This window comes from Roseobacter sp. EG26, assembly GCF_049830555.1.
In the GTDB taxonomy this organism is placed as follows: domain Bacteria; phylum Pseudomonadota; class Alphaproteobacteria; order Rhodobacterales; family Rhodobacteraceae; genus Roseobacter.
The window spans coordinates 679456-703945 of sequence record NZ_JBNBLH010000001.1 but is presented as its reverse complement, the minus strand read 5'-3'; the positions used below and the strand labels follow the sequence as shown (position 1 = coordinate 703945).

Annotated in this window: 23 protein-coding genes; 12 read left to right on the top strand and 11 right to left on the bottom strand. The window is 55.9% G+C overall.

From position 1 onward, the window contains the following. Positions 1-61: 61 nt before the first annotated feature. Entirely contained in the window at positions 62-3088 is a 3027-nt protein-coding gene (locus tag ACOTTU_RS03510; protein ID WP_425656093.1) for an ABC transporter transmembrane domain-containing protein, read from the bottom strand. 289 nt (positions 3089-3377) lie between these two features. Here ACOTTU_RS03510 and ACOTTU_RS03505 point away from each other — a divergent pair, with 289 nt between their 5' ends. Further along, on the top strand, positions 3378-3560 hold the full coding sequence (locus ACOTTU_RS03505) for a hypothetical protein (RefSeq protein WP_425656092.1): 183 nt from the start codon (positions 3378-3380) through the stop codon (positions 3558-3560). Between the two features lie 20 nt (positions 3561-3580). Here the strand turns inward: ACOTTU_RS03505 and ACOTTU_RS03500 are convergent, their stop codons facing one another. From ACOTTU_RS03500 to ACOTTU_RS03490, 3 genes are all read right to left on the bottom strand, one after another. Continuing rightward, the gene (locus ACOTTU_RS03500; protein WP_425656091.1) at positions 3581-4153 is read right to left on the bottom strand and encodes a hypothetical protein; all 573 of its coding nucleotides are present in this window, start codon (positions 4151-4153) and stop codon (positions 3581-3583) included. Positions 4154-4256: 103 nt separating this feature from the next. Next, on the bottom strand, positions 4257-4979 hold the full coding sequence (locus ACOTTU_RS03495) for an RlmE family RNA methyltransferase (RefSeq protein ID WP_298912222.1): 723 nt from the start codon (positions 4977-4979) through the stop codon (positions 4257-4259). Continuing rightward, positions 4979-6094 (bottom strand): Ppx/GppA phosphatase family protein, encoded by a 1116-nt coding sequence (locus ACOTTU_RS03490; protein WP_298912224.1) that lies wholly within the window; start codon positions 6092-6094, stop codon positions 4979-4981. Before ACOTTU_RS03490 ends, ACOTTU_RS03495 begins: the two co-directional genes overlap by 1 nt. Positions 6095-6414: 320 nt before the next feature. On the opposite strand from ACOTTU_RS03490, the gene ACOTTU_RS03485 reads away from it, so the two are divergent. From ACOTTU_RS03485 to ACOTTU_RS03435, 11 genes are all read left to right on the top strand, one after another. Further along, a complete protein-coding gene (locus ACOTTU_RS03485) occupies positions 6415-6711 on the top strand; it encodes a virulence factor (RefSeq protein WP_425656090.1) in 297 nt (98 codons plus the stop codon). Positions 6712-6758: 47 nt separating this feature from the next. Then, positions 6759-7685, top strand: a complete 927-nt coding sequence (locus tag ACOTTU_RS03480) for a methylenetetrahydrofolate reductase (RefSeq protein WP_425656089.1) — start codon at positions 6759-6761, stop codon at positions 7683-7685. Positions 7686-7700: 15 nt separating this feature from the next. Continuing rightward, a complete protein-coding gene (locus ACOTTU_RS03475) occupies positions 7701-8783 on the top strand; it encodes a methyltetrahydrofolate cobalamin methyltransferase (RefSeq protein WP_298912233.1) in 1083 nt (360 codons plus the stop codon). Between the two features lie 234 nt (positions 8784-9017). Next, positions 9018-9293: an STAS domain-containing protein gene (locus ACOTTU_RS03470; protein ID WP_298912236.1), complete on the top strand. Its 276-nt coding sequence runs from the start codon at positions 9018-9020 to the stop codon at positions 9291-9293. Then, entirely contained in the window at positions 9290-9655 is a 366-nt protein-coding gene (locus tag ACOTTU_RS03465) for a response regulator (protein ID WP_298912239.1), read from the top strand. The genes ACOTTU_RS03470 and ACOTTU_RS03465 overlap by 4 nt, the downstream gene beginning before the upstream one ends. Positions 9656-9664: 9 nt before the next feature. Further along, entirely contained in the window at positions 9665-11935 is a 2271-nt protein-coding gene (locus ACOTTU_RS03460) for a chemotaxis protein CheA (RefSeq protein ID WP_425656088.1), read from the top strand. Then, positions 11932-12390 (top strand): chemotaxis protein CheW, encoded by a 459-nt coding sequence (locus tag ACOTTU_RS03455; RefSeq protein ID WP_298912244.1) that lies wholly within the window; start codon positions 11932-11934, stop codon positions 12388-12390. The genes ACOTTU_RS03460 and ACOTTU_RS03455 overlap by 4 nt, the downstream gene beginning before the upstream one ends. Continuing rightward, the gene (locus ACOTTU_RS03450; RefSeq protein WP_425656087.1) at positions 12390-13268 is read left to right on the top strand and encodes a CheR family methyltransferase; all 879 of its coding nucleotides are present in this window, start codon (positions 12390-12392) and stop codon (positions 13266-13268) included. Before ACOTTU_RS03455 ends, ACOTTU_RS03450 begins: the two co-directional genes overlap by 1 nt. A gap of 4 nt (positions 13269-13272) precedes the next feature. Continuing rightward, the gene (locus ACOTTU_RS03445) at positions 13273-13659 is read left to right on the top strand and encodes a response regulator (protein ID WP_298912249.1); all 387 of its coding nucleotides are present in this window, start codon (positions 13273-13275) and stop codon (positions 13657-13659) included. Then, positions 13660-14034 carry a hypothetical protein gene (locus tag ACOTTU_RS03440; protein WP_425656086.1) on the top strand — a complete coding sequence of 125 codons (375 nt, stop codon included), beginning with the start codon at positions 13660-13662 and terminating at the stop codon, positions 14032-14034. Between the two features lie 667 nt (positions 14035-14701). After that, the gene (locus tag ACOTTU_RS03435; protein ID WP_425656085.1) at positions 14702-14917 is read left to right on the top strand and encodes a hypothetical protein; all 216 of its coding nucleotides are present in this window, start codon (positions 14702-14704) and stop codon (positions 14915-14917) included. A gap of 65 nt (positions 14918-14982) precedes the next feature. On the opposite strand, the gene ACOTTU_RS03430 is transcribed toward ACOTTU_RS03435, so the two are convergent. The 7 genes from ACOTTU_RS03430 to ACOTTU_RS03400 form a co-directional block, all read right to left on the bottom strand. Next, positions 14983-15369, bottom strand: a complete 387-nt coding sequence (locus tag ACOTTU_RS03430) for a chemotaxis protein CheD (protein ID WP_425656084.1) — start codon at positions 15367-15369, stop codon at positions 14983-14985. A 131-nt stretch (positions 15370-15500) separates the two neighbouring features. Continuing rightward, complete coding sequence (gene cheB, locus ACOTTU_RS03425) at positions 15501-16652, bottom strand: chemotaxis-specific protein-glutamate methyltransferase CheB (protein WP_298912257.1); 1152 nt, start codon at positions 16650-16652, stop codon at positions 15501-15503. Positions 16653-16778: 126 nt separating this feature from the next. Then, a complete protein-coding gene (locus tag ACOTTU_RS03420) occupies positions 16779-17927 on the bottom strand; it encodes an acyl-CoA dehydrogenase family protein (protein ID WP_425656083.1) in 1149 nt (382 codons plus the stop codon). Positions 17928-18021: 94 nt separating this feature from the next. After that, the gene (locus ACOTTU_RS03415) at positions 18022-20262 is read right to left on the bottom strand and encodes a molybdopterin cofactor-binding domain-containing protein (RefSeq protein WP_425656082.1); all 2241 of its coding nucleotides are present in this window, start codon (positions 20260-20262) and stop codon (positions 18022-18024) included. 103 nt (positions 20263-20365) lie between these two features. Beyond that, complete coding sequence (locus ACOTTU_RS03410; protein ID WP_425656081.1) at positions 20366-21415, bottom strand: lipocalin-like domain-containing protein; 1050 nt, start codon at positions 21413-21415, stop codon at positions 20366-20368. Further along, positions 21405-23765: an FtsX-like permease family protein gene (locus ACOTTU_RS03405; RefSeq protein ID WP_425656080.1), complete on the bottom strand. Its 2361-nt coding sequence runs from the start codon at positions 23763-23765 to the stop codon at positions 21405-21407. The genes ACOTTU_RS03410 and ACOTTU_RS03405 overlap by 11 nt, the downstream gene beginning before the upstream one ends. Further along, positions 23762-24442 carry an ABC transporter ATP-binding protein gene (locus ACOTTU_RS03400; protein ID WP_425656079.1) on the bottom strand — a complete coding sequence of 227 codons (681 nt, stop codon included), beginning with the start codon at positions 24440-24442 and terminating at the stop codon, positions 23762-23764. The genes ACOTTU_RS03405 and ACOTTU_RS03400 overlap by 4 nt, the downstream gene beginning before the upstream one ends. Positions 24443-24490: the final 48 nt, after the last annotated feature.

Below are 24490 nucleotides of genomic sequence, written 5' to 3'. Positions count from 1 at the left end.
GTCCGGATCAGCAAGTTGAAAAGCGCCCGTTCGTAGTACGTCAAGATACAACGACAGCAGTTCAGGCGGTGTAACCTGCAACGACCTGCAATAGCTTGAAGGACGTCGCGGCATCGTTTTCCACAACTGCGAGGAATTCTTCTGCCCCGAGACGCAAGGCTTCAACGTCGGTTTCGGCGCGCATCGTCAATGCACGTGGTACATTCCGGATCAGACCCAGCTCTCCCACAAGCGTCCCCGGTCCCACCATGGCGACATGGGTTTCCCGCGCGCCATTTTCAGGGTTGAGAAGCTCCGCCGCCCCGGACAGGATCATGTAGGCGCCATCTCGGGGATCGTCGTCCTTGTTGAAGATGACGTCTCCTGCTGCTGCCGTGTACCATTTCGCGCCGAAAGCAAGCAATCGCAACTGCTTGCGACTCATTCCGGAAAACAGGGTCGTAGCCTCCAGGGCCCTGACCTTACGCAATAAATCTGCGCCTGCGGCACCGTCCTCCGTATCCTCATCAACCTGGCTCGCAGACACCATGCGGCCCTGCTTGATTTCAAGGAAAACATCGTATTGATCCGGATCGTCGAAGGCTTCTCCCAGCAGGATGATGGTCGTGTCTGGCAGCAGCGTGCGCAGCTTCGTAATCACCTCGTCGCGAAGCTTGGTATCATAACCAGACAAGACCTGTTCGAGCACCAACACATCCGGTCGTTTGACAACAGCGCGGCTGATGGCCAAGGGCTCGACGAAAGCCGTCGGGAGATTTTCGCCGCCAAGAGACAGTTCGAAATCATACATCAGCGCCATTACTTCAGCCTTCAACCCTTCAGCCTGCAAAACATCCGACACAATTTTTCTCAGATCATCGGCGCGCGCACCGGCGCTGTCGGAAACCTTGCCAAAGATGGCGTTCTCCAAAACGGAAAGACCGGGTGCCACGGTGGCGGCGTTGAGAGGGGCATAGAGATCGCCCAGGCCTTCGCGGATGCTCAGCCCGTAGTCCGCACGAAGTTCGAGAACCTTCTCTTTCATCGCGTCCGAAAAGGCCGGACCGATCTGCTCCGCCGTGATTTGCGCAAGCACGGACATCAACCTGGCCCTTGCGGCGGCATCAATCTCTCCGCTCGGGGTCTGTGCGCGTTTTCGCAACGACTGGACCGAGTCTTCAAACAGAGCCGGATCGAGGCCCAATTTGCGGAAAAGAGGATGTTCTGTGCCGTCCGTGCCAAAAATCTGGTTCAACAGCTCGACAACATCCGCAGAGAATTCAACCAGCCCCGCTTCGAGCCCCAGTTTCCGCATCAGATCACGCAGATCGGCCTGGCTGACAAGCTCCTGTTGCGTCACCGGTCGCCTCATGGTCGCAAAGAGGAGGTTGTTGATCACCGGAAGCGCGGGATTGTATGTCGTCGGGTCAAAGCGATGCACATGCCGCGCCAGATCGGCCTCGACAATCGCCTCCCAGACCTTCGGACGGACTGCGACAAGTCCGCGCGCAAGTTCGGTATGTTCCGACAGATCGGTTTTCTGATCCAGTGAACGCCGGAAAAACGCCCCGCCTGAGCCCATGGTATCCAGCAATGTCAGCCACCAGCTCTGAACCTCGGCCCGGGTCGAGAGATTTGCAAGCGAGGGATCAAGCCATTCCGCCTCCGTTGCGTCAGCGCTGTTACCCGCCGCCTGCGCTTCCATTGCAGTCGCATGGGGCACGGTCATGCTGTCCGATTGGGGTTCTTGCTTCAGCGACATCATTGTGTTGTCCCCAAAGGAGCCCCGAAAAAGCACAGGGCGAGTGTTGGCATGCCCTATCCGGTTGGCAACGACGGTCTGATGCAATTGCGTCAAGTCATGCCCCGCCATCACGACCTCGCCTGTTGCTGGCAGCACCTCTCTGGTCAAAACACCTGCCAGCGCCTGACGGTCTTCGTCGCTTGGTGCCTCTATGGCCACTAAGGTCCCTTTTCCAAAGGCAGCGGTGATATGTTCAAGCACCGGGTTCCCGTCCATATCCGTGACGGTCACATCCCGAAGCTCGATCGTTCCTGCCAATCCGGGAATTTCCTCCGGCCCACCCTGCATCAGTTTCTCGTCAACTACCGTGGCTGGCGAAAATTTTTCGGTGACGGTTTCCCAGCGCAGACCCATATCTTGAGACTGATTGTAATAGGTCAGCAATTCCTTCCACGGCGAACTTAAATCCTTGTAGGCTGCCAATGCGGCAACCAGAGCGCCGAGCGACACGGCCCCTTGAATGACAAGATAGCCGCCAACTGAGAAAAAGAGGAAAGGCGTCAGTTGAGTGATGAAGTTGTTGATGAACTTCATGAAAAACTTCTTCTTGTAGATCTTCAGCCGGATATTGAAAACGATCCCCAGGCGCTCGCTGATCAGGGCGAGCCGGTATCTCCAGCCGCCGTGGATGCGCAGATCGGAGGCACCCTGCGCACTTTCGCCGATCAGAGCCGCGAGTTGCCGGACCTCCTTGATGCGCTGTTTGTTCATCAGATTGATCTGGCGCTGCAGTTTCGGGATCAGCCAGGCCTGCAGCGGGATCAGGGCAACGGCGGCAAGCCCGAACCAGACGCTTTGCAAAAACAGGAAGACAAGGATGGTGATCATTTGGCCCGCCTGCAGGACGGGTTGGGTCAACGCGTCCCCCATAAGCCCGCCCATCGGTTCCGTCTCGCCGGTGATCATCGCCACAAGTTCACCTTGCGAAGTTCTGCGGAAGTAAGGTTTGGGAAACCGCAGCATCCGCGAGATCAAAGTATAGCGCAGGCGTCGCAACAACCGTTCGGACAGGATGCCCTTCATGGTGTTGATCCGCATTTTCAACAACCCATGCATCAGCACGGACCCCAGGAATGCGGCACATAGCAGCGCCAGAAATCCAACCTGGCTGATGACGATACCGAAGACTTCAATCTGATTGCTCACCGAACCGATCGCATCGTTGATGATGCGCTTGGGCAATTCCAGCGTCAGGTACAAGAAAGGAAACAACGCGCAGGTAAAGATCAACAGGATCAATTGGTCGCGCTTTGAGTGCTTCCAAATAAATTGAAAGATCGACTTTTCGATGTGCCGCACCCCCATGCGAGCCAGCGGATTCTTTGCGTCCGCGCCTTATGAAATTACGGCACCATAACCCAATAAAGATGCATCGGGAAATCCGAACTTTAACCAAATCTTGTACTTTGGTGCTGCCCATTTGCCTCAGGCAGCGCCCTGACGGGGTGCGCTCTACCTTGGGTTACAGATCAGAGCGGGTTTTGGCGCACGTCTCATGGAATCGCAATTTGACGTCCTAGCGCCCAGATCCCGCCCAATCGCAGCCGCAGTCACCGTCTAGAAGTGATCCAAAATAACCCTGTTGGATGAAATGATGTCCCAAACCTACGATGATCGTGATCCGCGCCACATGAAATTATTCGAGCTGATCCGGCAAAAAAATCAGGCTGATACTGCGGTTGCACGTCTGAGGGAAGCTGATTTTAGCGAGATTACAACCGAGCAAGTCGCCCAGCTTCAGCAAGCGGCCACGCGGTCATTGCAGGCGCGGGTCTGAACGCGCCTGCCAATAGTATTTCAAAAGAAGGCTTCTGCATTCAGGCCTACGGTCATCGCGCCGATCACATCGCCGCTGTCGGGATCGGTGATCGCGAAGGATACCTGCCCCTGATAAGTCTGTGAACTTTCGTCGAACTCGACTTCGTCCACAAAGACGGAACCAGCACCCATACCGTAAGTTTTTGCATGTTTATCCTCATCGCCCTGCCAGTAATCCGAGGTGACGCCGCTTGCTGCAACGTTCAATCCCAGGGCATCCATGATGAAAATTTCGGTGATGCGCCCACCGGAGGCGGCAACACGCTCCCCCAGAGTGACGGAAAGTTCGCGGCCCATGACTTCGTCAATGAGAGGTTGTTGGTCTTGCCCAACCTGCGCACGCCAAGCTGTGTCCCACTCTTCGATCTGAGTGATCGACGCACCATTCGTTTCGATATTCTGCGCGGCAATCGCATCGGTTACCTGAGCAGATTGCGCCCAGTCCATTATGTCGGTTTCAACAAAGGCTTTCATCGCCGGCGGGGCGTCCACGGCATATGCCAGGCCAGCCGCTGCGACCAGCGGCGCTGAAAGTAAGAATGTGCGGATCATAGTTCGGGTTCCTTAATAGCGAAGGCTCACCACATTGGTGCGGCCAATGCCCATACGCTAAGCAGAACACATTTAACGGCAGGTAAAGGATTGAGAGCGGCGTTTACGCTTCGGCCCGAAAGCCTGTCGCCACAACGAATTTTTCCGAACTATCCGCACGGGAGGACGGCGGTTTGATATTGGCAACCTTGGAGAATCGCTGCTTCAAAAGCTTCTGCAATTCACCCTCTGCCCCCCCGGCCAGGACCTTCGCCACGAAGGTGCCGCCTTCATCCAGGACGTCAAAAGCGAAATAGGCGGCGGCCTCGCACAAGGCGATGATCCGCAAATGGTCGGTCTGTTTGTGCCCCGAACTGCTGGCCGCCATGTCCGACATGACGACATCAGCACGCCCGCCCAGCCACTCCTTGACCTGTAGGTCCGCATCGTCAGACATGAAATCGAGCTGATAAAGATCGCACCCCGCAATCGGTTCCATTTCCTGAAGATCAATGCCCAGAATCGTCCCCACGGCCTTGCCCGATTTCTCCCCCAACGCATTCACGCGTTTGACAGCCACCTGACACCAGCCGCCGGGGGCCGCACCCAGATCGACCACGCGCGCGCCCGGCACCAGAAAGCGATATTTGTCGTCAAGTTCCATGATCTTGAAGGCTGCCCTGCCCCGGTAGCCTTCCGCCTTGGCACGTTTGACATAAGGATCGTTCAATTGCCGTTGTAACCACCGTGTCGAGCTCAGCTTGCGACCCCGCGCGGATTTCACCTTGACCTTAAGCTCACGTTGCCCGCGACCGGAGGTGTTTTTGCCACTGGGTGTTTTGGCCATCAGAAATCTCCGTCTTCCAGCACGCCATCCGCACTCATCTGCGCGTATAGCAGGCCCTCGCGCAAACCACGATCCGCAACTGACAGCCTGTCCGTGGGCCAGCACCTCATCAGCGCCTGAAGGATCGCAGCCCCCGACATGATCAGGGCCTGTCGGTCCTGACCAATGCGCGGATCAGCACGCCGCCCGGCAGGACCCAGCGCCAGATACGACCGGATCACACGGTCAATCTGCTCGGTTGTCATATGCAGCCCGTCGACCTTGGTGCGGTCATAGCGCTTGAGGCCCAGATGGCTTGCCGCCACAGTCGTGACCGTTCCGGAGGTGCCGACGATCTGGAATTTCTCATGTGGCTGGGTGTCATGATAGGGGGTGAAATCCGCAAGATTTTCCTCAAAGAACCAGCTCATCAGGGCAAACCGCGCCGCATCGTCTTCGACATCGTTGAACTGGTCGCGTAGGGTGGCCACCCCAAGCGGGACTGAGATCCAGTCAACCACACGGGCGGCCGGCAACTCCGACACGACCTGCTTGAAACCACTGTGCAAACGCATGATCGACTGGGGCCGGTCATTTCTGGGCACATCCGTCAGGTCAATCCAGACCAGTTCTGTTGATCCCCCCCCAATATCGACAACCAACAGGTTTTCGGTAGAACGCCCCACAAGTGGCGCGCAGGAGATCACGGCCAGTTGCGCTTCTTCCTGCGGTTCGATGATATCCAGACGCAGCCCGGTTTCGCGATGCGCGCGCTTGATGAATTCATCAGCGTTCAAGGCCCGTCTGCAGGCCTCGGTCGCTACCAGCCGCATGCGCCGCACCTTGTTGCGCCGCAGTTTCTGCTGGCAAATCCGCAAAGCCTGTATGGTACGCGTCATGGAACCGCGCGACAAACGCCCGGTTTTCTCCAGCCCCGCCCCCAATTGGACGGATTTGGAGAAGCTATCAACCACATGAAAACCATTGCCCTTCGGTTGGGCGATCAACATGCGGCAGCTATTTGTGCCCAGATCCAAGGCGGCATAAAGCTCTCCTGACCGGGGCGGAACTGGCGCGGGGCTCAGAGCCGTCTTTTGTTCGAGCGCGCCCGCACCTTTGGGACGCTGTGGCGCCATCTTACGCGCCTTTCATTTCGAGTTGGGATCAGGCTAGCGGCTATGGTCTTTGCGCGCAAGTTGTCGTGAGACATCGCGCGCATTTCCAGTGTCTGTCAGACCGTTCTCTCGTGTCCCGCGCGAATTCAGCGTGTCACTTTGAACACGACCGAACCTCAGCATCATTATCAAGATTTTGAGCATCAGCCGATCTCGCGGTTTTCATCGGATTACGATAGACCCTGTCACGTCGCGGAAAGAGGTTGTTCTGTCGAAAACCGGCATTGGTACGGACCTATGTACCATTAGACAGGCGGAAAGAGTTCGAGAGGAATCAGCGAATGCCTGACGTCACGATTGTTTATTGGCGCGATATTCCGGCCCAGGTGATTGTGGGTAAAGGGCGTCGCGGGTCCAAGCGACAACTGCCAGAGCGTTTCGAGCAGGCCATTGACCGGGCGGCCATGAAGGTTGGCGCAGAGGACACGGATGCTTATCTGGCTGAGTGGCGCAAGGCGACCCCGTTCGAAGTTGCGGGCGATCCTGACGCCGTGGCAGATGCTGAGGCCGCCAGACTGGACGCTGAATACGACAAGGAGCGCATCAAAGCGCTGATCAACAACGACGGATGGGCCTGACCCTGCCCAGTATCTTCGACACCCTTCTTCCGCGAAAGGAACGCCTGATGGCATTGTTGAACTTCAAAAAGAAAGAGGCTCCCGTTGGCGATGCTGCCAATCCGCAGGTCGAAGCCTTCTTGCAGGACTATTCCATCGAGGTGATGCCCCGCACCGCCGAGAAAGTGGAGAACTTTCGCGACCTGTTGCCGAAAGGGACACGCGTCTATGTCGCCCACATCGAAGGCACCCCCATCGAGGACATGATCGCAACCGCCAAACGCCTGAATGCCAATGGTTTCCCGGTGATGCCGCATTTCCCCGCACGTATCATCAAAGACAAGGCAACCCTTGCGGATTGGATCGCCCGGTATCAGGGCGAAGCGGATGTCAAACAGGCGCTGCTGCTTGCGGGGGGTGTTGCCAGCCCGCACGGCGACTTTGACAGTTCCATGCAATTGATGGAAACCGGCCTCTTTGATGCCGCAAGGTTTGAGCGGCTGCATGTTGCAGGCCACCCCGAAGGCAACCGTGACATTGATACGGATGGCTCCATGTCCAATGTGACCGCTGCCCTGAAATGGAAAAACGACTTCCAGAGCCGCACGGACGCCAAGATGGCGCTGGCCACGCAGTTCGCCTTTGACGCCAAGCCCATCATCAAATGGGCAGATGATCTCGCGGCAGAGGGCATCACCCTGCCCGTTCACATCGGTATCGCGGGCCCTGCCAAGCTGCAGACACTGATCAAATTCGCCATTGCCTGCGGTGTCGGCCCGTCACTCAAGGTGCTGCAAAAACGCGCGATGGATGTGACCAAACTGTTGCTTCCTTATGAGCCCACAGAGGTGGTCGCTGAACTGGCCGCGCACAAGGCCGCCCACCCGGACTTCAACATTTCCAATGTGCACTTCTTCCCCTTGGGCGGCATCAAGACCAACGCCGCCTGGGCGATCCAACATGGTGGCGATGCTGCCACCCCTGCAAACGCCTGATCCAAGGACAGCTTCATGACCCGCACTATTGTCGAATCCAAAAGCAAGACCGCCATCATCGGCTTTGACCAGCCGTTCTGCGTGATCGGCGAACGGATCAACCCCACAGGCCGCAAGAAACTGGCGCTTGAGCTCGAAGCGGGGGATTTCTCAACCGTCGAGGCCGATGCGATCGCGCAGGTTGCCGCAGGCGCTACGGTGCTGGACATCAATTCCGGGGCGGTTTTCACCAATAAAATGGCCGAAGATACCCGCTATGCGGACAACAACTTCGTCGAACCGCCCCTGATGAAGGAACTGGTAGAGCGCGTACAGGCCATTGTGGATGCACCGCTTTGCATCGACAGTTCGGTGCCGGGTGCCTTGGAATCGGGGCTTGAAGCCTGCGAAGGCCGCCCGCTCCTCAATTCCGTAACCGGTGAAGAAGAACGCCTGGAACTGGTGTTGCCGCTGGTGAAGAAATACAATGTACCGGTTGTGGCGATCTCCAACGACGACACCGGTATTTCCGAAGACCCGGATGTGCGTTTCGCCGTCGCCAAGAAAATTGTGGAACGCGCAGCTGATTTCGGCATTCCCGCGCATGACATCGTTGTTGATCCGCTGGTGATGCCCATCGGTGCGATGGCCACGGCGGGTCATCAGGTGTTCACGCTGGTGCGGCGCTTACGCGAAGAGCTTGGCGTCAACACCACATGCGGGGCGTCCAACATCTCCTTTGGTCTGCCGAATCGTCACGGGATCAACAATGCGTTTTTGCCGATGGCCATGGGTGCAGGAATGACCTCTGCGATCATGAACCCGGTTGCCCTGCCCGTTCCGGCTGCGAAAATTGAGGCGAAGAAACTTGAGTTGATCGCGGCCGGCGTGGTTTTCCCTGACGACATGGATCTTGAACTCTTCTGCCAGCTCACCGGGCTGGGATCCACCAAACCACGCCCGGGTAAAGAAATGGAAGCCATTCGTGCGGCCAACTTCCTGACCAATAACGACCCGCACGGCGGGGCCTGGATTGCCTTCAACAAAGAAGCGCCCAAACCCGGCCAGGAAGGCAGAGGGCGTGCCGGACGCACCGGTGGTCGGCGCCGTCGCGCATAAGATCGCAGAAATCACACGACAGGAAGCTTCGATGAAAATTCATCGGAGCTTTTTTCGTTTTTGATGTCGTTAAGGATCACCCTGACAAGCTGGTTGCCCGATTTTCTTGGAAAAGATTTTCGCGGGTAACCGAGTTTTAACGCACTGCCATCTACAACCGCTGACATCCAGTAAAGCAGCCGATGTGGAGAGAGTGATGCACCCACAATTTTCTAGCGACTTGGGGAGGACGTCATGAGCACTCCCGTCACTCTACCCGCCCGACTTGATCTATCCGCTGCATCCGCGCTGATGACGACCCTCAAGGAGCACACGGATGGCGATCTCGTCATGGATCTCTCCGAGGTCAAGCATCTTGGTGCCTTGTGTTTGCAAGTCTTGATCTCCGCGTCTGACAAGGCTGTAGCGGCTGGGCGCTCTGTCTCGCTCATCAACGCCTCCGACCGCGTTGTTGATCAATTACGTGTCATGGGCATGACACCTGAAATTATCACCCGGGGACGCCAATGACCTTAGAAATACTTGCTGTCGATGACAGCCGTACGATGCGCGATATGATCAGACTGGCCTTACTGCCAGCAGGGTTTAACGTCCATACCGCTGACGATGGCGTGCACGGGATCGAAGTTCTGGATGGCATAGAACCCGATGCAATTATCACGGATATCAACATGCCGCGGATGGATGGTTTCGGCTTCATTGATGCCGTTCGAGGTCAGGACAAACACCGCGCTACACCCATCCTTGTTCTGACAACCGAAGCGGCACCGGAACTCAAGGCTCGCGCCAGAAGCGCTGGAGCAACAGGCTGGATCGTCAAACCCTTTGATCCTTCAAAGCTTATCAAAGCTCTGCAAATGGTCGCTGGTTAAGAGGTAGCAATGTCCGATCCAAATGACCCAATGGCCGAGATTCGAGCCTCATTCTTCATTGAATGCGAAGAGCTGCTGGAGGCCTTGCAAGACGGACTCCAGTCTCTGGATGACGGCGACGATGATCCTGAAACAATCAACATCGTCTTTCGGGCTGTCCACTCGATAAAGGGAGGTGCTGGTGCATTTGGGCTCGAAGCGCTTGTCAGATTTGCGCACCGCTTCGAGACCGTCCTGGACGAGGTACGCGCCGGTCGCATGACACCCGACGCCGAAGCATTGAAGATTTTTTTCCAATGCGCCGACCATCTTTCTGACCTTGTACGTATCAGCCGGGATGATGGCGACCTGCCCGAGGACGAAACCGCCAACTTGCTGACACTCCTCAACGGGCTCTTGGGCGAAGACGGGGCACCGGAAGATGAGGAAGCAGAAGAGGAAGAGATTGACTTCCAACCGGCCGTTTTGTCGCTGGATCTTGATCTGGGTGGAGATGTGGAAGACAGCGACCTGCCTGAATTGCCTCCCCTCGAAGATCTACCTGCGGCACCTCGCAATAAATATCAGATCAGCTTCCGCCCTGAGAACGAGCTCTTTGAAACGGGTAATGAACCGTTTCACATGTTGCGTTCATTGGATGAAATGGGCGATTGCATTGTCACTTGCCACACCGACAAGCTGGTCGAATTTGATGTTTTGGTTCCTGAGCAATCCTACCTCTATTGGACCGTCGAGTTGGAATCTGACGTTGAGGAAGCAGAAATTGACGCCGCTTTCGAATTTGTTGAGGGCCTTTGCGTTTTAGAAATATCTCAAGTGGCCGAAGAAACGAATCCGATCGTATTGGAAAGTGACGAGCCAATTGACGAGACGCCCGGCGAGCTTGCATTGGAAGGCACAAAAGCAGATGCAACGCCCGCACCGAGCGCAGTGTCGCTAAAACCTGTCCCTTCAGCAGAAGTCAGCACCGAAGACTTGCCGCGAACTGCTGAAGTCGAAAAACCCACGCTCCCGGATACCAAACCCGCCTCGTCGACCACTAGACAGTCGTCACCTGCTGCAGCAGCAAAATCGGTCGTCAGAGTGGATCTTGATCGCATCGAACGCCTCGTAAATCTTGTTGGCGAATTGGTAATCAACCAGGCAATGCTGTCACAAAGTCTCGAAAGTTCAGGTCTCTCGCCGCATTCCGACGCAATGAATGGTCTCGAAGAGTTCCAACGTCTGACCCGCGACATTCAAGACAGCGTTATGATGATCCGCGCGCAGCCAGTCAAATCGCTTTTCCAGCGAATGTCTCGCATCGTTAGAGAAGCATCAGCGGCGGTCGGAAAAGACGTCCGGCTGCATACTCAAGGCGAAGGAACGGAAGTCGACAAGACTGTCATCGAAAGACTTGCTGACCCATTGACCCACATGATCCGAAATGCTGTAGATCATGGTTTGGAAAGCTCCGAAGATCGCTTGGCCGCAGGCAAATCCGAACAGGGTCGTGTGAATTTGAGCGCTGCCCATCGCTCAGGCCGCGTCGTCATTGAAGTTTCGGACGATGGTGGGGGCATCAATCGCCCCAAGGTGCTGCAAATCGCAATAGATAAGGGTCTGATACCTGAAGACGCCAATCTGTCCGATTCAGAAATTGACAACCTTCTATTTTTGCCAGGATTTTCTACCGCAGCAGTTGTTTCAGATCTATCGGGCCGCGGGGTTGGTATGGACGTCGTCCGGACATCGATCCAATCATTGGGCGGGCGCATCACGATTACATCGACACCAGGCGTTGGCACGACCTTCTCCATCTCTCTCCCTTTAACCCTGGCTGTACTGGATGGCATGGTGGTTCAAGTGGCCGAGGAAACGCTCGTACTCCCCTTGAATGTGGTTATTGAAACTTTAACCCTGGCCAATGACGATGTCGAAATGGTTCGCCCCGGCGCGCACGTTGTTCGCGTTCGCAGCGGGTTCGTTCCACTGTTCGATCTGGGTAAGGAACTTGGATATCGCGATCCAATCTCAGATTATGAGGGTTCTGTAGTGCTACTGATTGCGCATGAAGATGGATCACGTGCAGCACTCATAATTGATAGCATTCAAGATCAACGGCAAGTTGTCATCAAAGGGTTGGACGATAGTTTCTATCGGGCACCGGGAATTGCGGCGGCAACCATCCTCGGCGATGGTCAAATCGCCCTTATTCTCGACGCCTCAGATATCATATCCAACGCAATTTGCGCCACCGGATCACCACCCGCGCAATCACTAACAGGAACGTCAGCATGAGCGAGAAAGATATGTCAGATTCAATCGAGCTGCTCACTTTTCAATTGGCAGACCAAGAATATTCCCTCGACATAATGTCCGTGCGAGAAATCCGAGGGTGGACACGTACGACGCCGCTTCCGCACGCTCCAAGTTACATGAAGGGAGTGATCAACCTGCGCGGGACTGTCCTTCCGGTCATGGATCTGTCCGAACGACTGGGGCTTAAACCCCAGAAACAAACAGACCGAAACGTGATTATCGTTGTGAATCACGAAGATGTAATGACAGGACTGCTTGTAGACGCCGTTTCTGATATCATTGCGTTGACTTCGGAAGATCTCCAACCTCCCCCCGAGATGCAATCGAGCGGAAGTACAAATGTCGTAAGTGCGCTAACGTTGATCGATGAAAGGATGATCCGGGTTTTGGATTTGAGTTCGATTGTGATGTCAGTTCAAAGCACAGCAGCCTAATGCACAAGCCATCCTCTGAAACCGTAATTGACACCGATAGTTTCAATGCTCTTGCGGAGCTTGCATACCGAGAAAGCGGTTTGCAACTGGCTATTGAAAAGACTTCGATGCTGCAGTCGCGCTTGCGCCATCGCTTGAGTGCACTCGGTTTGCAAGATTTCGCAAATTATAGCGCTTTCGTTTGTTCTGAGGAGGGCAAAACCGAGCGCCGACACATGATTTCTGCCTTGACCACGAATGTTTCGCATTTTTTCAGGGAGAAACACCACTTTGAAATATTAAAAAGGCACATTCAATCAGAACTACTGCCAAGACTTCGTTCAGGTGGACGCGTTCGCGTTTGGTCCGCCGGTTGCTCAAATGGTCAAGAAGCTCTTTCCATCGCAATGACTTTCCTAGAGCTTGCCATAGAAGTTGCTGAGCTAGATTTGCGAATTCTGGCAACCGACATTGATCCGTCCGTTATCCAATTCGCGAAGAAAGCCAGCTACCAGAAGCGCCTGGTTGAAAACATACCGGAAGACTTGCTGCAGAAATACTTTACACGTTCAGAAAGTGAAGGTGACAGCTTCTATGTGGCGAGCGAAAAAATATTGCAGCTGGTTAGATATAGAGAACTCAACCTCTTGTCAGATTGGCCTATTACGCAAAGAATAGATGTGGTTTTCTGCCGAAACGTCGTGATCTACTTTGATGTCCCTACGCAAAACCTTCTTTGGCCGCGCTTCAAAGAGGTTCTCGGACCTGCCGGAATTCTATTTCTTGGACATTCCGAGAGGATTTCAAACCCCGAATCTTTTGGCTTTGCTTCAGATGGTCCAACTACATATCGCGCCAGCGTTCTCGGTGCCGGCTCCTCCAACAGTCTAAAGGATTAGTATCATGTCACTGCGTGACCAAATAAGAATAATGGTTGTAGATGATATGTCGACAAGCCGCGGTTTAATCACGCAAGCTCTAGACGCATTTGGGATTCGAAATGTTTCGACCGCAGAAAACGGAGTCGATGCGTTGAAGTCGTTGGCAACACACCCCGTGCATCTTGTGATTTCAGACTACAACATGCCTCAAATGGATGGATTGCAATTGTTGCATCAGCTTAGATCTTCTCCAAAAACAAAGGGAGTGGGTTTCATATTAATTACTGGCCGAGCAGAGCAGCAGATTGTTGATCATGGCAAGAAACTAGGAATGAACAACTATCTAAAAAAACCTTTCGAGCAATCAAACTTGCGAAACTGTATTGAAGCCGTAGTAGGTCGCTTGTAGATGCATAACGAAACACCCCAAGCGGATCACATAAGCTTAATCGTTGGGAGGCTTTCCAGTTACTTGGATAAATTGGCAGGTCAAGTATTTGATATTGAAGAAGCAATTGGGCAAACACTGTCGAACAATTCGGTTTCAAACAAAAACGCTATTACAGATTTACAGGCGTTGGACTTTCTAAGGCAATCACTTGAAGATCTCGCCTTGATGACGTTGCTTCTAAGCGATTGCGGCAAATGTAGCGTTTCGGCGAGTATGCTGGGAGCAATTGGTGACAAACTAAAGCTACGAACAACGCGCCTATTGCTCGATGGTCAAGAGCCCAATCAGTTCGGTCACGATCAAGAATCTTTGGGTGATTTGGATCTATTCTAACGTTTGCGTCGTCAGATTCTTTAGAACCGAATGTGGCTTAAGCTAGTAGAGAATTCGACCCGGCCGGATCATTCTACAATGCAGCGAATTTTCTGTGATCCAAGCTCCGCGATTAGCCTGTCTTTCGATTGACCCTTTCCGTTAACGCTGTCTTAGTCCCCTAGCACTCTGCCAAAGTTGATTTGGCTTTCGAGACGAAATTGATAGTCCGGAAATGGTATTCGGGTGAAGATACCAGAAGGACAGTTCGATCATCCGGCTGCAACCGCAACACCCTAACTCCATCTGGAGCATCGACCTTGTTCACAGCAAGCTGAGCAACGGACGCGCATACAAAATACCGCCGATGCTCGGCGAATATACCCAGAAAGCGTTGTGCGTCGTGGTCAAAACAGCTTCAACTAGTGCTTCAACGGGGCGCCGCATCGCGAAGTACAGAACGCAAAATGCTTCCACGCGGCAATCCCCTTAGTTATTAAGGAGGTACATTAGTAAAACGCAATCTGCTTTCAATTTCTATATGGTGTCACGCCATCGATCCTCCTGTTTCGTCTTTCGTTATTGCAAGCCCAGAGCCATCGCGTGGTGTGATCTTGACCTCCTCGATGCCGTTGGAGTGATTACCGCCCAAGCCATTCAGTAAAGACGGTTCGCTTTTAGTTTCGGCATGTGCTCTCTGCTGCGGTTCACTCAACCGGGCTTAGATCAACCCGAATCCAGCGTTTTCGGCCCAGCTCTGGAAACTGCTACCGACATACTCCAGGCCGTTATCAACAGATATCGCAAGCGGCTCCGGTCAGATAAAGCGCACGACATCTATGAAAACGTCAAACGTTCACCGGGTCAGTTTCGCGCTTTTGGATTCACAGTTTCGACAAATTGAACGAACCAGAAATACGCATTTTGAATCAGCGACTTGGGGTGCAACTAGAAAAGACGTCTAAGTTACTAAAACAGCTCAATTTCGTTGCCGATATCTGGCGCAACATCAATCGTTGTCAAAGTTTCTATTGCAGCATCTCCACGAACTTTTTGCATCACCTTCCCGCTAGACGGCCAGAATTTCAACTGACGGGCGGTCTCCCCACCCAGTGAATGGCCCTCGCAAATGATGTTCTCCTGCTCAAGAAAGTGAAGAATAAACTCACTGTTTTGTTGACCTATATCGCTCAATCCCGAAACCATTCGAGCGCCACCAAAAGCCTTTGCCCTGAGGCGGTCCCGTTGACCGCCGTATTTCAAAATCCCGTTAATCAACAGTTCCATCGCATTGATGCCCGCGAGGTTGCAAACTCCCGCCTTTGACGTGCTCGAAGTCAAGAGCATATGGTTCATCCCGCCCACCCCGGCTTGGGGATCCCAAAGGCAACAAGAAACGCAAGACCCCAACAATGTACTAATGACCATATCCGGGTTATTTCCTATCGCCTGCTCGCCTTGCGTTATGTGGACATTTTGAAGCGACATTAGCTCAGGGTACTTTGACTTTGTCGGGGCGACCGCCGCTTGGCGGAATGACTTTCGGCAATGGCTTGACCGATTTTGTCCACCGGCACTTCCTGTTGCACTGCACCGATTGCTTTGGCGGCACGCGGCATTCCGTAGACAACGCAGGTGTCCTCGTCCTGCCCGAATGTTACAGCACCCGCTTTGGCAAGCTTAAGAAGGCCGTCAGCGCCATCTTTACCGAGCCCCGTCAGAAGCGCCGCAGAAACATGCTTCGCCTCGGTTTCAGCGGAAGCAAACAGAACGTCAACAGACGGACAGTGTAGCGCTGGCGGATCATTAGGAACATGAAAGCAATGCCAACTGCCATTTACCCTTCGTATCTCCGTATGCTGACCGTTTCCCGGAGCCAGCACAATGTCCCCGCGTTGCAGGGCGACATTCTCCCGGGCGAGAAACACATTCTGCGGAAGATGCCTGTTCAAACGCTCAGAAAAGCTTTGAAGAAAATTACCGGGCATATGCTGAACCACGACGACCGGGGGACCATTTGCAGCCAGGTTGGGTAATACGGTCTCAAGCGCAGCAACCCCGCCGGTCGAAGCACCAATAAGAATAATGGCGCCTCGCCTACAGGGAGGATTTGAACTTCTCGCAAGGTTTTTTTGATCAATATCCTGCGCCGTGCGCGCAGAAGAAGCGCGGCTCGATAGCTGCCCTGGCCGCGTGCAGGCCGCGTGATATACGCGTTCACAAATGTCCTGAGTCAATTCTTCGCCAAAACGTTTGGAAGGTTTGACCATGCAATCGATCGCGCCGCGAGAAAGAGCCTGAATAGCGGCCTCACTTCCGGCTGCGGTCAGGCTGGACATCATGACAACCGGCATCGGCCGCGCCCGCATCAGCCTGGTCAGGAATTCCAGCCCGCTCATGCCGGGCATTTCTATGTCCAAAGTCAGGACGTCCGCGCTATTTGAACGCAAAAAATCGCGCGCTTCGACGGCATTGGCGGCTTCGGCGACAACCTCAAGTCTCGCATCAGACGCGAGCACCGTCCGCAGCCACGCCCGCATCACGCGAGAATCGTCAACTATCAGTACTTTTTTCGGCGCTGCCGTGCCAAACAAAGCAGTTTCTGTGTGGAGCCCTGTCACGTCAAAATCCTGTGCCAAGCAAAAGCGGGTCACCCCGCTTGAAACTCAGGTATGGCAAAGACTCATGAAGCGAAAATTAATACGCGAAGAGTTTCACGCGATGAGGACGCAACCATCAATTGGATCGTGCAGCGTAGCAAAGATTTAAGCGGCATGCTCTGCGATCAACTGGCGCGACACGATCAACCGCATGATTTCATTGGTCCCTTCAAGGATTTGGTGAACGCGCAGGTCACGCACAATTTTTTCGACGCCATAGTCCGCAAGATAACCGTAACCGCCATGTATCTGCAGCGCATCATTGGCGACGTCAAAGGCGACATCTGTCACAAATACCTTGGCCATTGCACAAAATTTCGTTGCATCCGCCGCCTGGCTGTCGAGCTTCCAGGCCGCTTGTCGCAAGAAGATACGGGCAGCCTGCAATTTGACCTCCATATCCGCCAGTTTGAACTGCAACGCCTGAAACTGATCGATGGATTTGCCAAAGGCCTTGCGTTCAGCTGCATATGCAAGGGCCGCATTTAACGCCGATTGCGCGCCGCCCAAAGCAGAAGCCGCAATATTGAGGCGACCACCGTCGAGCCCGGCCATTGCATAGGAAAACCCGCGACCTTCGTCGCCGATAAGGTTTTCTGCAGGCACCGCGCAATCATCGAACTGAACCTGTGCCGTGGGTTGCGCGCGCCAGCCCATCTTGCTTTCCAGCCCGCCGTAGGACAACCCGTCACTGCCGGCTTCAACGACGATGGCCGAAATGCCTTTGGGCCCATCCTCTCCGGTTCGCACCATGCTCAGATAAGCATCGGAATATCCACCGCCCGAGATGAAGGCCTTCGATCCGTTGAGCACGTATCCTTCATTGGTGCGGGCTGCACGGGTTCTCAAAGCCGCCGCATCGGACCCGGAGCCCGGTTCGGTCAGGCAGTAGGAAAAGATCGTGTCCATCCGGCACATTCCGGGCAGCCATTTTTCCTTGCTTTCTTCCGAGCCAAATTTGTCGATCATGCCCCCGCACATATTGTGTATCGACAAAAAAGAGGCCACGGCCGGGCAAGACATCGACAGCGCCTCGAACACGAGCGTGGCGTCCAGCCTGCTCAATCCCGAGCCACCGTAGGCGTCCGACACGTAGATGCCGCCAAGCCCAAGCTGGGCCACCTGTGGCCAAAGCTCCTTGGGTATTGTGCCCAGGGTTTCCCACTCACGCGCAAACGGAGCGATATGCTCTTGCCCAAATGCAAAGGCCATATCAAAAATTGCGGTTTGTTCCTCTGATGCGGCAAAATCCAAGAGACCGCCCCTCCCCTGCTATGGCACCGGCCAGGCGCACTGATCGGTTTGTCGGTTTTGAGATACCATCAAACGGCAGCGCTGCAACAGGGTTTCAAACGAAGTCGATGTGTCTGTAAAACGGCATTTCACGCAAACGCACGCCCGTTGCAGCAAAGATCGCATTGGCGAGCGCCGGTGCGGCAGGCGGCACCGGTGGTTCGCCGATGCCCCGGATTTTTGTCGCATTTTCCAACCCCACCACCTTGATGTCCGGGGTCTGATGAAATCGCATGCCTTCTGCGTCATAATAATTGGCCTGTGTCACCCGGCCCTCAGAGAAAGTGATCTCAGAATTAATGGCATGGCCCAAAGCCCAGACCACGCCCCCCTGAACCTGGTTTTCGAAATTCACCGGGTCCACCACACGCCCGACATCGGCAGCCACAAAAACCTCGTTTATTCGGATTCCCTCCGGGGTCTGCGTGACATCAATGACCTCGGCCACCGGCACACCAAAGGAATTCACAAAGGCAACGCCCCGACCGCTGCCTTCAGGGACTGGCCTTCCCCAGTCTGACATCTCCGCCACGGCCTCGATCACGGCCCGTGCCACGGGATCAGTGACCAGCCGCAAGCGTTCGGCAATCGGATCGGCCCCTGCTGCCACAATCAATTCATCAAAGGCCGATTCTGCGAAAAACCCCGCCGTAGACGCCCCCACCGATCGCCAGGAGCTTGTCGGCGCAAGTTCCGGTGCCGCGAAGGCCGCAACCCGAAAATTTGGAATTTCATAGGGGGCATTCCATGCGCCGGCCGCGATTTGCGTGTCGGGGCCCGGCACCGGCATTCCGACGCGGCCCATTTGACTACGTACGGCAGAGGGCGTCGCAATTTCCAGATCGAGGGCCGCAACCTGACCATTGTGAACCTTGCCCCGGGCACGGGCCATTCCAATCTGACGCGGATAGTCCTGTGCGAAATCCTCTTCGCGGCTGAAGGTCAGCTTGACTGGCGTGCCTTTGATATGCAGGGCGATTTCGGTTGCGCGGTCTATGCTATCGAATTCAAGTCGATGACCGAAACTGCCGCCTGCAAATTGGTTATGAAAGAAAACCTGATCCGGGCTGAGCCCCGTTTGGTCGGCAACGCGCTTCTGCACAAAACGCGGCATTTGATGAGAGGCCCAGACATCGGCGCGCTGGTCTGTGACGCGGACAATCGCATTCAGGGGCTCCAGCGGCTGATGCGCGACATAGGGGGCTCTATATTCAACCGCCACATCCGGTTCGGTGCCGATGACCGCATCGACGTCACCCTCTTTGCGCCAGATCTTATCAAGATACTCGGGCGAAAAAGCCCCCTCCACAGCGGCCCAGTGATCTTCCTGCTCCGCAGGATATGGGGCTGGCTGCCACTCGTACTCAATGGCATCAAGCGCCTGCATGGCGTACCAGGTGTTCTCTGCAACGACGGCAACGCCACCTTTCACGGGAAGAATGCGCTGCACCCCGCGCATGGTTTCGGCGGCACTGGCGTCAAAACCCGCCAGCCCTCCGCCCTTGTTGGGGTTGCATTTCACGGATGCCAACACCATCCCTTCGACCTGCAAATCAATGCCGTAGCGCAGCCCACCCGTCGATTTTGCGAGGATGTCGGTCCTTTGCATTGGTTTCCCGATGAACCGCCATGCTTCAGGGGGCCGCAGGGTCACCTCCGTGACAGGTTGTATTTGCGCAGCATCCGACGCCAAAGCGGAATATGGGATTTCCCCGCCATCCGGCAGAATGACCACGCCGCGCGCCGTTTTCAGCTCTGTTGCGGCAAAACCGGTTTGCGTCGCCGCAGCGGCCTTGAGGGTCTCGCGGGCAATCGCGCCTGCCATGCGCAGCTTGTCGAAGCTGTCGGGCACGGTTGTGGAGCCCCCTGTCACCTGCACGCCTGCGAGTTTGATCAGCACACCCATGGCGTCGCGTATGGTTTCAGCACCCCAGCTTGTGTCGGTCGACATAAACGGAACCGCCTCATCAGCCATGGCGGTATTGTAATACGCAGGATCCGGTTGCGCCTGTTCGATATCATATTGGCCGGGTTCAAGATCAAGCTCTTCGGCAATGAGCATGGCTTGCAGGGATGACGCCCCCTGCCCCAGATCCACATGCGGGAGGATCAGGGTCACGCCACGCGAGGTGACCCGCACAAACGAGTTGAAACTGGCGTCACCCGGGCCCAGCCCCGCCGTCAGGGGGTTCGCATGCGGGCGCATCACGCGGTAGGTGCCAAAGGCGACGCCGCCTGCAACGGCCACCGCGCCCATGATCAATCCACGGCGGGTCAGCGTGCCAATCTGAGACATCGGGCTCCTCCCATGCATAGGTTGCCTCAGACTAACTTGCCGGGCCTGAGGCGAAAACCCCGCCCAGGCACCGGCTCACAAGAACCTCGCGTCACCTGAAGGGTTAGTGACCGGTCATTTCCAGATAGCCGCGCCCAGCGTGACTGCCACGGATGGTGACGGGGCCTTCCCAATAAGGGATCGACGTGGCCATCCAGGCATCAGGGTTCAGCGCTTCGACCGTGACATCCACGCCTTTTTCCGGCAGCTGCGCCCGCCAAAGGGTCGGGATTTGCCGCCCTGCGACCGTGCTGGTCGCCAAGGGCTCCGCCCTGAAGGCACCATCGGCAAACGCTGTGGCGCCCCCTTCCGTATCAATCCAGGTCGCGGCCGTATACTCGCCGCCTTCCGTGTCACGCAGGGTGAAACCCATCAACCGGTCCCCGCCGTCAAAGGCCATGGAGAACCAATCCCAGCTGACCTGAGACGCCCCCAGGGGCTGTGATGCCCATTCCCTGTCCATCCAGGCGTGACCGGTGACGGCAATATCCCCCTGCGGTAGGGTCAAGGTCCCGGCTATATCGAAAAATGGCTGCGAATAGTAATAGCTGGCGCGTCCGGATGCCGATTTCTGAGAATACCCACCGTCCCCATGCAGGACCAGCGGACCTTTGGCCTCAAGCTGCATCCGGTAGGAAAAATCGGTCCCGCTGGCGCGCAATGCCAGCTTGTCGAGGGTCGGCCCCCGCATATGCCAATCATCTATCCAGGCTTCAAAAGGTGCGGCCTTTACACCTGCTTGCCCAATCCCCCCGCGGGCGCGCCGTTCTGCAACATGATGATCTGTCGGCGTCGTAACAGCCGCATGCGCCAGCCAAAGCTGCGGACTGTCCCAACCGGGCCTTTCCACGGGCTCCAGCGCGCTGCGAAACAGGGTCCATTGCAGCCCGTAGGCCACGCCGTCGGCGTCGCGGAGATTTGCGGTCAGATACCACCATTCGATCCGAAATTCCGGGTGCGAGCCATGATCGTTGGGGAAATCAAAGACATACCCGCGCTGTGGTAAGGCAAATCCCTCGGCATCGCCGCCCAATCCGGCAAAGCCCTGCGCCATTGCCGCCGCACCCAACCAAATATTGACGAAACACAACGATATAAATGGCTTAACGTTCATTGCTAAACACCCTAAGCAGTTTGTCAGGTGGCGTTCGGGCCAATCGGATGGCGGGCCAGACTGCCGCCAACAAGGCCGCGAGAAGCGTTAACGCCCCAAGCTGGAGGTATTCTGCCGGAAACAGGAACATCGGCAGCCGCCAGCCAAATGCCTCAACATTGACGACCGCTAAAAGCACCCAGGCTAGTGCCAGGCCCAGTGGTATGGCAAATATCCCAGTGACAAGTGCCAGACACAATGCGCGCAGCACCTCAAGAAAAGCCAGATGTCGGCGCGTGAGCCCCAAGGCCCAAACCGGTGCAAGTTGCGGCAGGCGAAGTGTCGCGAGCGTCAGCAGGCTGATCAGGATCGCCAGACCTGCGACCGAGAGGGTCAAGAGATTGAGCGCGGAAGTCACCGAAAACGTCCGTTCGAATACGGACAGAGAAAAGGCCTTGAGTTGTTTCTGATCAATCAACGCCTCGCCAGTCAGATCATATTCAGCCCTCAAATCAGCCGCCAAGCCAACCGGATCATCGGTCCGCAGGCCGAAATGCGTTGCCTGTTTTTGCGGGTAACGTTGCGAAAATGCGGCCTCGGCAATGATCACCTGCCCCTCGGAGTTGCCGTAATCACTGTAGACGCCCAGAACCCGGTCACCTGTTGCAAGCATATCCCCGGGATGCAAATCATTGCGCCGCGCCAGTTGCTCGTTGATCAGGGCCCCTTCGCCCGCCGCCAGCCTGTCCCAGACATCCGGTACAGAATGCAAGACAGGCCAATTCTCACGGTAGGTCGCATCATCCCGCAAGCCGTAGATTTCGGCAGGAAGCCTGGCGATGCGGGCATCAACCGACATGATGGGCAAAACGGTGACCCCTCGCGCCGCAAGATCAGCAACAATGACATTGGCCTCCTGTGGTGTCGCCAACCTGAGATAAAGCTCAGAAGACAAGCGCTGATCGAGATAGCCGGTAAAGGTCAATCTGAAACTCGACACCATCGTCGAGACGCCGATATTCGCGGCCATGGCCAGAAGCAGTGCCATCAGGGCCATGGAAAGCCCCGGCAACTGCTGCCTGCTGTCGGCCCAGAACCATTGCGCCAAAACGCCTTTGCTAAGCCGTCCGGCGCCTTCGAGCGCCAGTGCCAGAAACAACGGCAGGCAAAAGGCAGCCCCCAGAAGCAGGCAAGCGAGCAATGAGAACCCTGCGATCAACCCTTGCCCCCAGATGCTCATGACCACGCCCGCCGCCAGAAGCAGCATCGCCACGCCCGCCAGCCAGCGCCCGGAGGCCAGCGCATGCATGCTCATTGCGCGAGGGTGGTTGAAGGACAAGAGGGGCATACGTGCAAGCTTGATCAAAGCGGCCACAGCCGCCACACCGGTGCCCGCAAACGCCATTCCCAGACCTGAGAGCCACCAGGATGGGCGCAGCCGGAGTTGTCCGGAAATATCCGCGCCATAAAGACCGCGCAGTGTTGCCGCCACATCCGGTAACAAGGCCGCTGCAATGAAATAGCCCAGCGCCACACCCAACCCGCCCGCGACGAGCGCAAACACGCCAAGCTCCAATGCCAGAAGGATCATCAGATGTCGCAGCGGCATGCCCATGGCGCGCAAGGTCCTGAAAACACCCCGACGCTGTTCAAACGCGAGGCCCACCGCGCCGTAAACGATGAAGAGGCCAACCGCAAAAGACAAAAGGCCGAATGCCGTGAGGTTCAGATGAAAACTCCGGGTCAGCCGTGCAACGTCATTTTGGCCGGTTCTGCCTTCTACGACATATTGTTCCGGAAGCGGCGGCAGTCCGATGGGCTGAACGGGATCGACAATCAGACGCGTAATCTGGTCGGGCGCTTCTAAAACCTGCTGAACGGTCGAGATATCCCCAAGCGCCGTTCCCCGGGACCGACCGGCATCCCCCTGAACTTCTACATCAATATTGGCAAAGATCGCGAGGTCATCGGGATGCACCCGCAAGCGCGATGCGTCTTCGATTGTGGTTTCCGTGCTCTCGAAACCGACGGGGCGCGGCATGGTCATGGGCTCAATCCCAATCATCCGCACAGTCTGACCACCGGCAGTGAAGTTGCCCTCCAGCACCGGACTGACCTGCCAGCCCATACGCCTGAGGGAAACATATTCGTCTGTGCTGATCGTGGTGCCATCGCGTTTGCGCATCTGCTCCAGATCGCCAGACGCCAAAATATCAGATGCGCGATCATAGCTGGCGCGGGCTTCGGCGTTGATCGCCTGGACACCGCACCACAAAGCTGTCGCCAATGCGAGCCCGGCAATCAATGTCGCCAATTGCCAGGGATTCCGACGCCAGTGCGACATCAAGGCCATCAGCCCCGGTCGTGTCATGATACCGCCGCCTGAGCGGGCACGCCTTGAACCCGACCGCGCGACAGGGTCAACCTGCGCTGCATCCGGGCCGCCTGACGGGTCGAATGGGTCACCATGAGGATGGCGGTTCCTGCTTCTGTCGCACTTTCCAGCATGAGCCCCAGAACCTGATCGGCTGTAGCCTCATCCAGATTTCCGGTGGGCTCATCCGCCAGTAGCAATCGCGGACGGGCCGCCAGGGAACGCGCGATCGCGACACGTTGCTGCTGACCCCCGGATATGGCTTCCGGGTATTTGTCCAGATGTTCCTGCAAGCCAATCTTTTCAGCGAGATAGGCCGACCACTCGGGGTCATGCCGCCCCGACAACCGCGCATGAAAGGCGATATTACTTGCGACAGTCAGGCTGGGGATCAGGTTGAATTGCTGAAAGATCAGCCCGATGGTCTCGCGCCGTAATTGAGCCGTCTTGTGATCAGGCAGGTCGGTGATGTCGGTGCCATCCACAACGATGCGGCCACCGCTTACCTGATCAAGCCCCCCGACCAGATGCAAAAGTGTGCTCTTGCCACTGCCTGATTCACCCTCCAGCGCAAGCGTTTCACCCGCAGCCATTTCGAATGAAACATCGGTCAAGACCTCAACCGGTTCGGCACCGGTGACATAACGTTTCGACAGATGGTCGATCTTCAGCATCCCAGGACGCCTTTGTATTTGCTCTCACTCAAGACATGGCGCATTTGC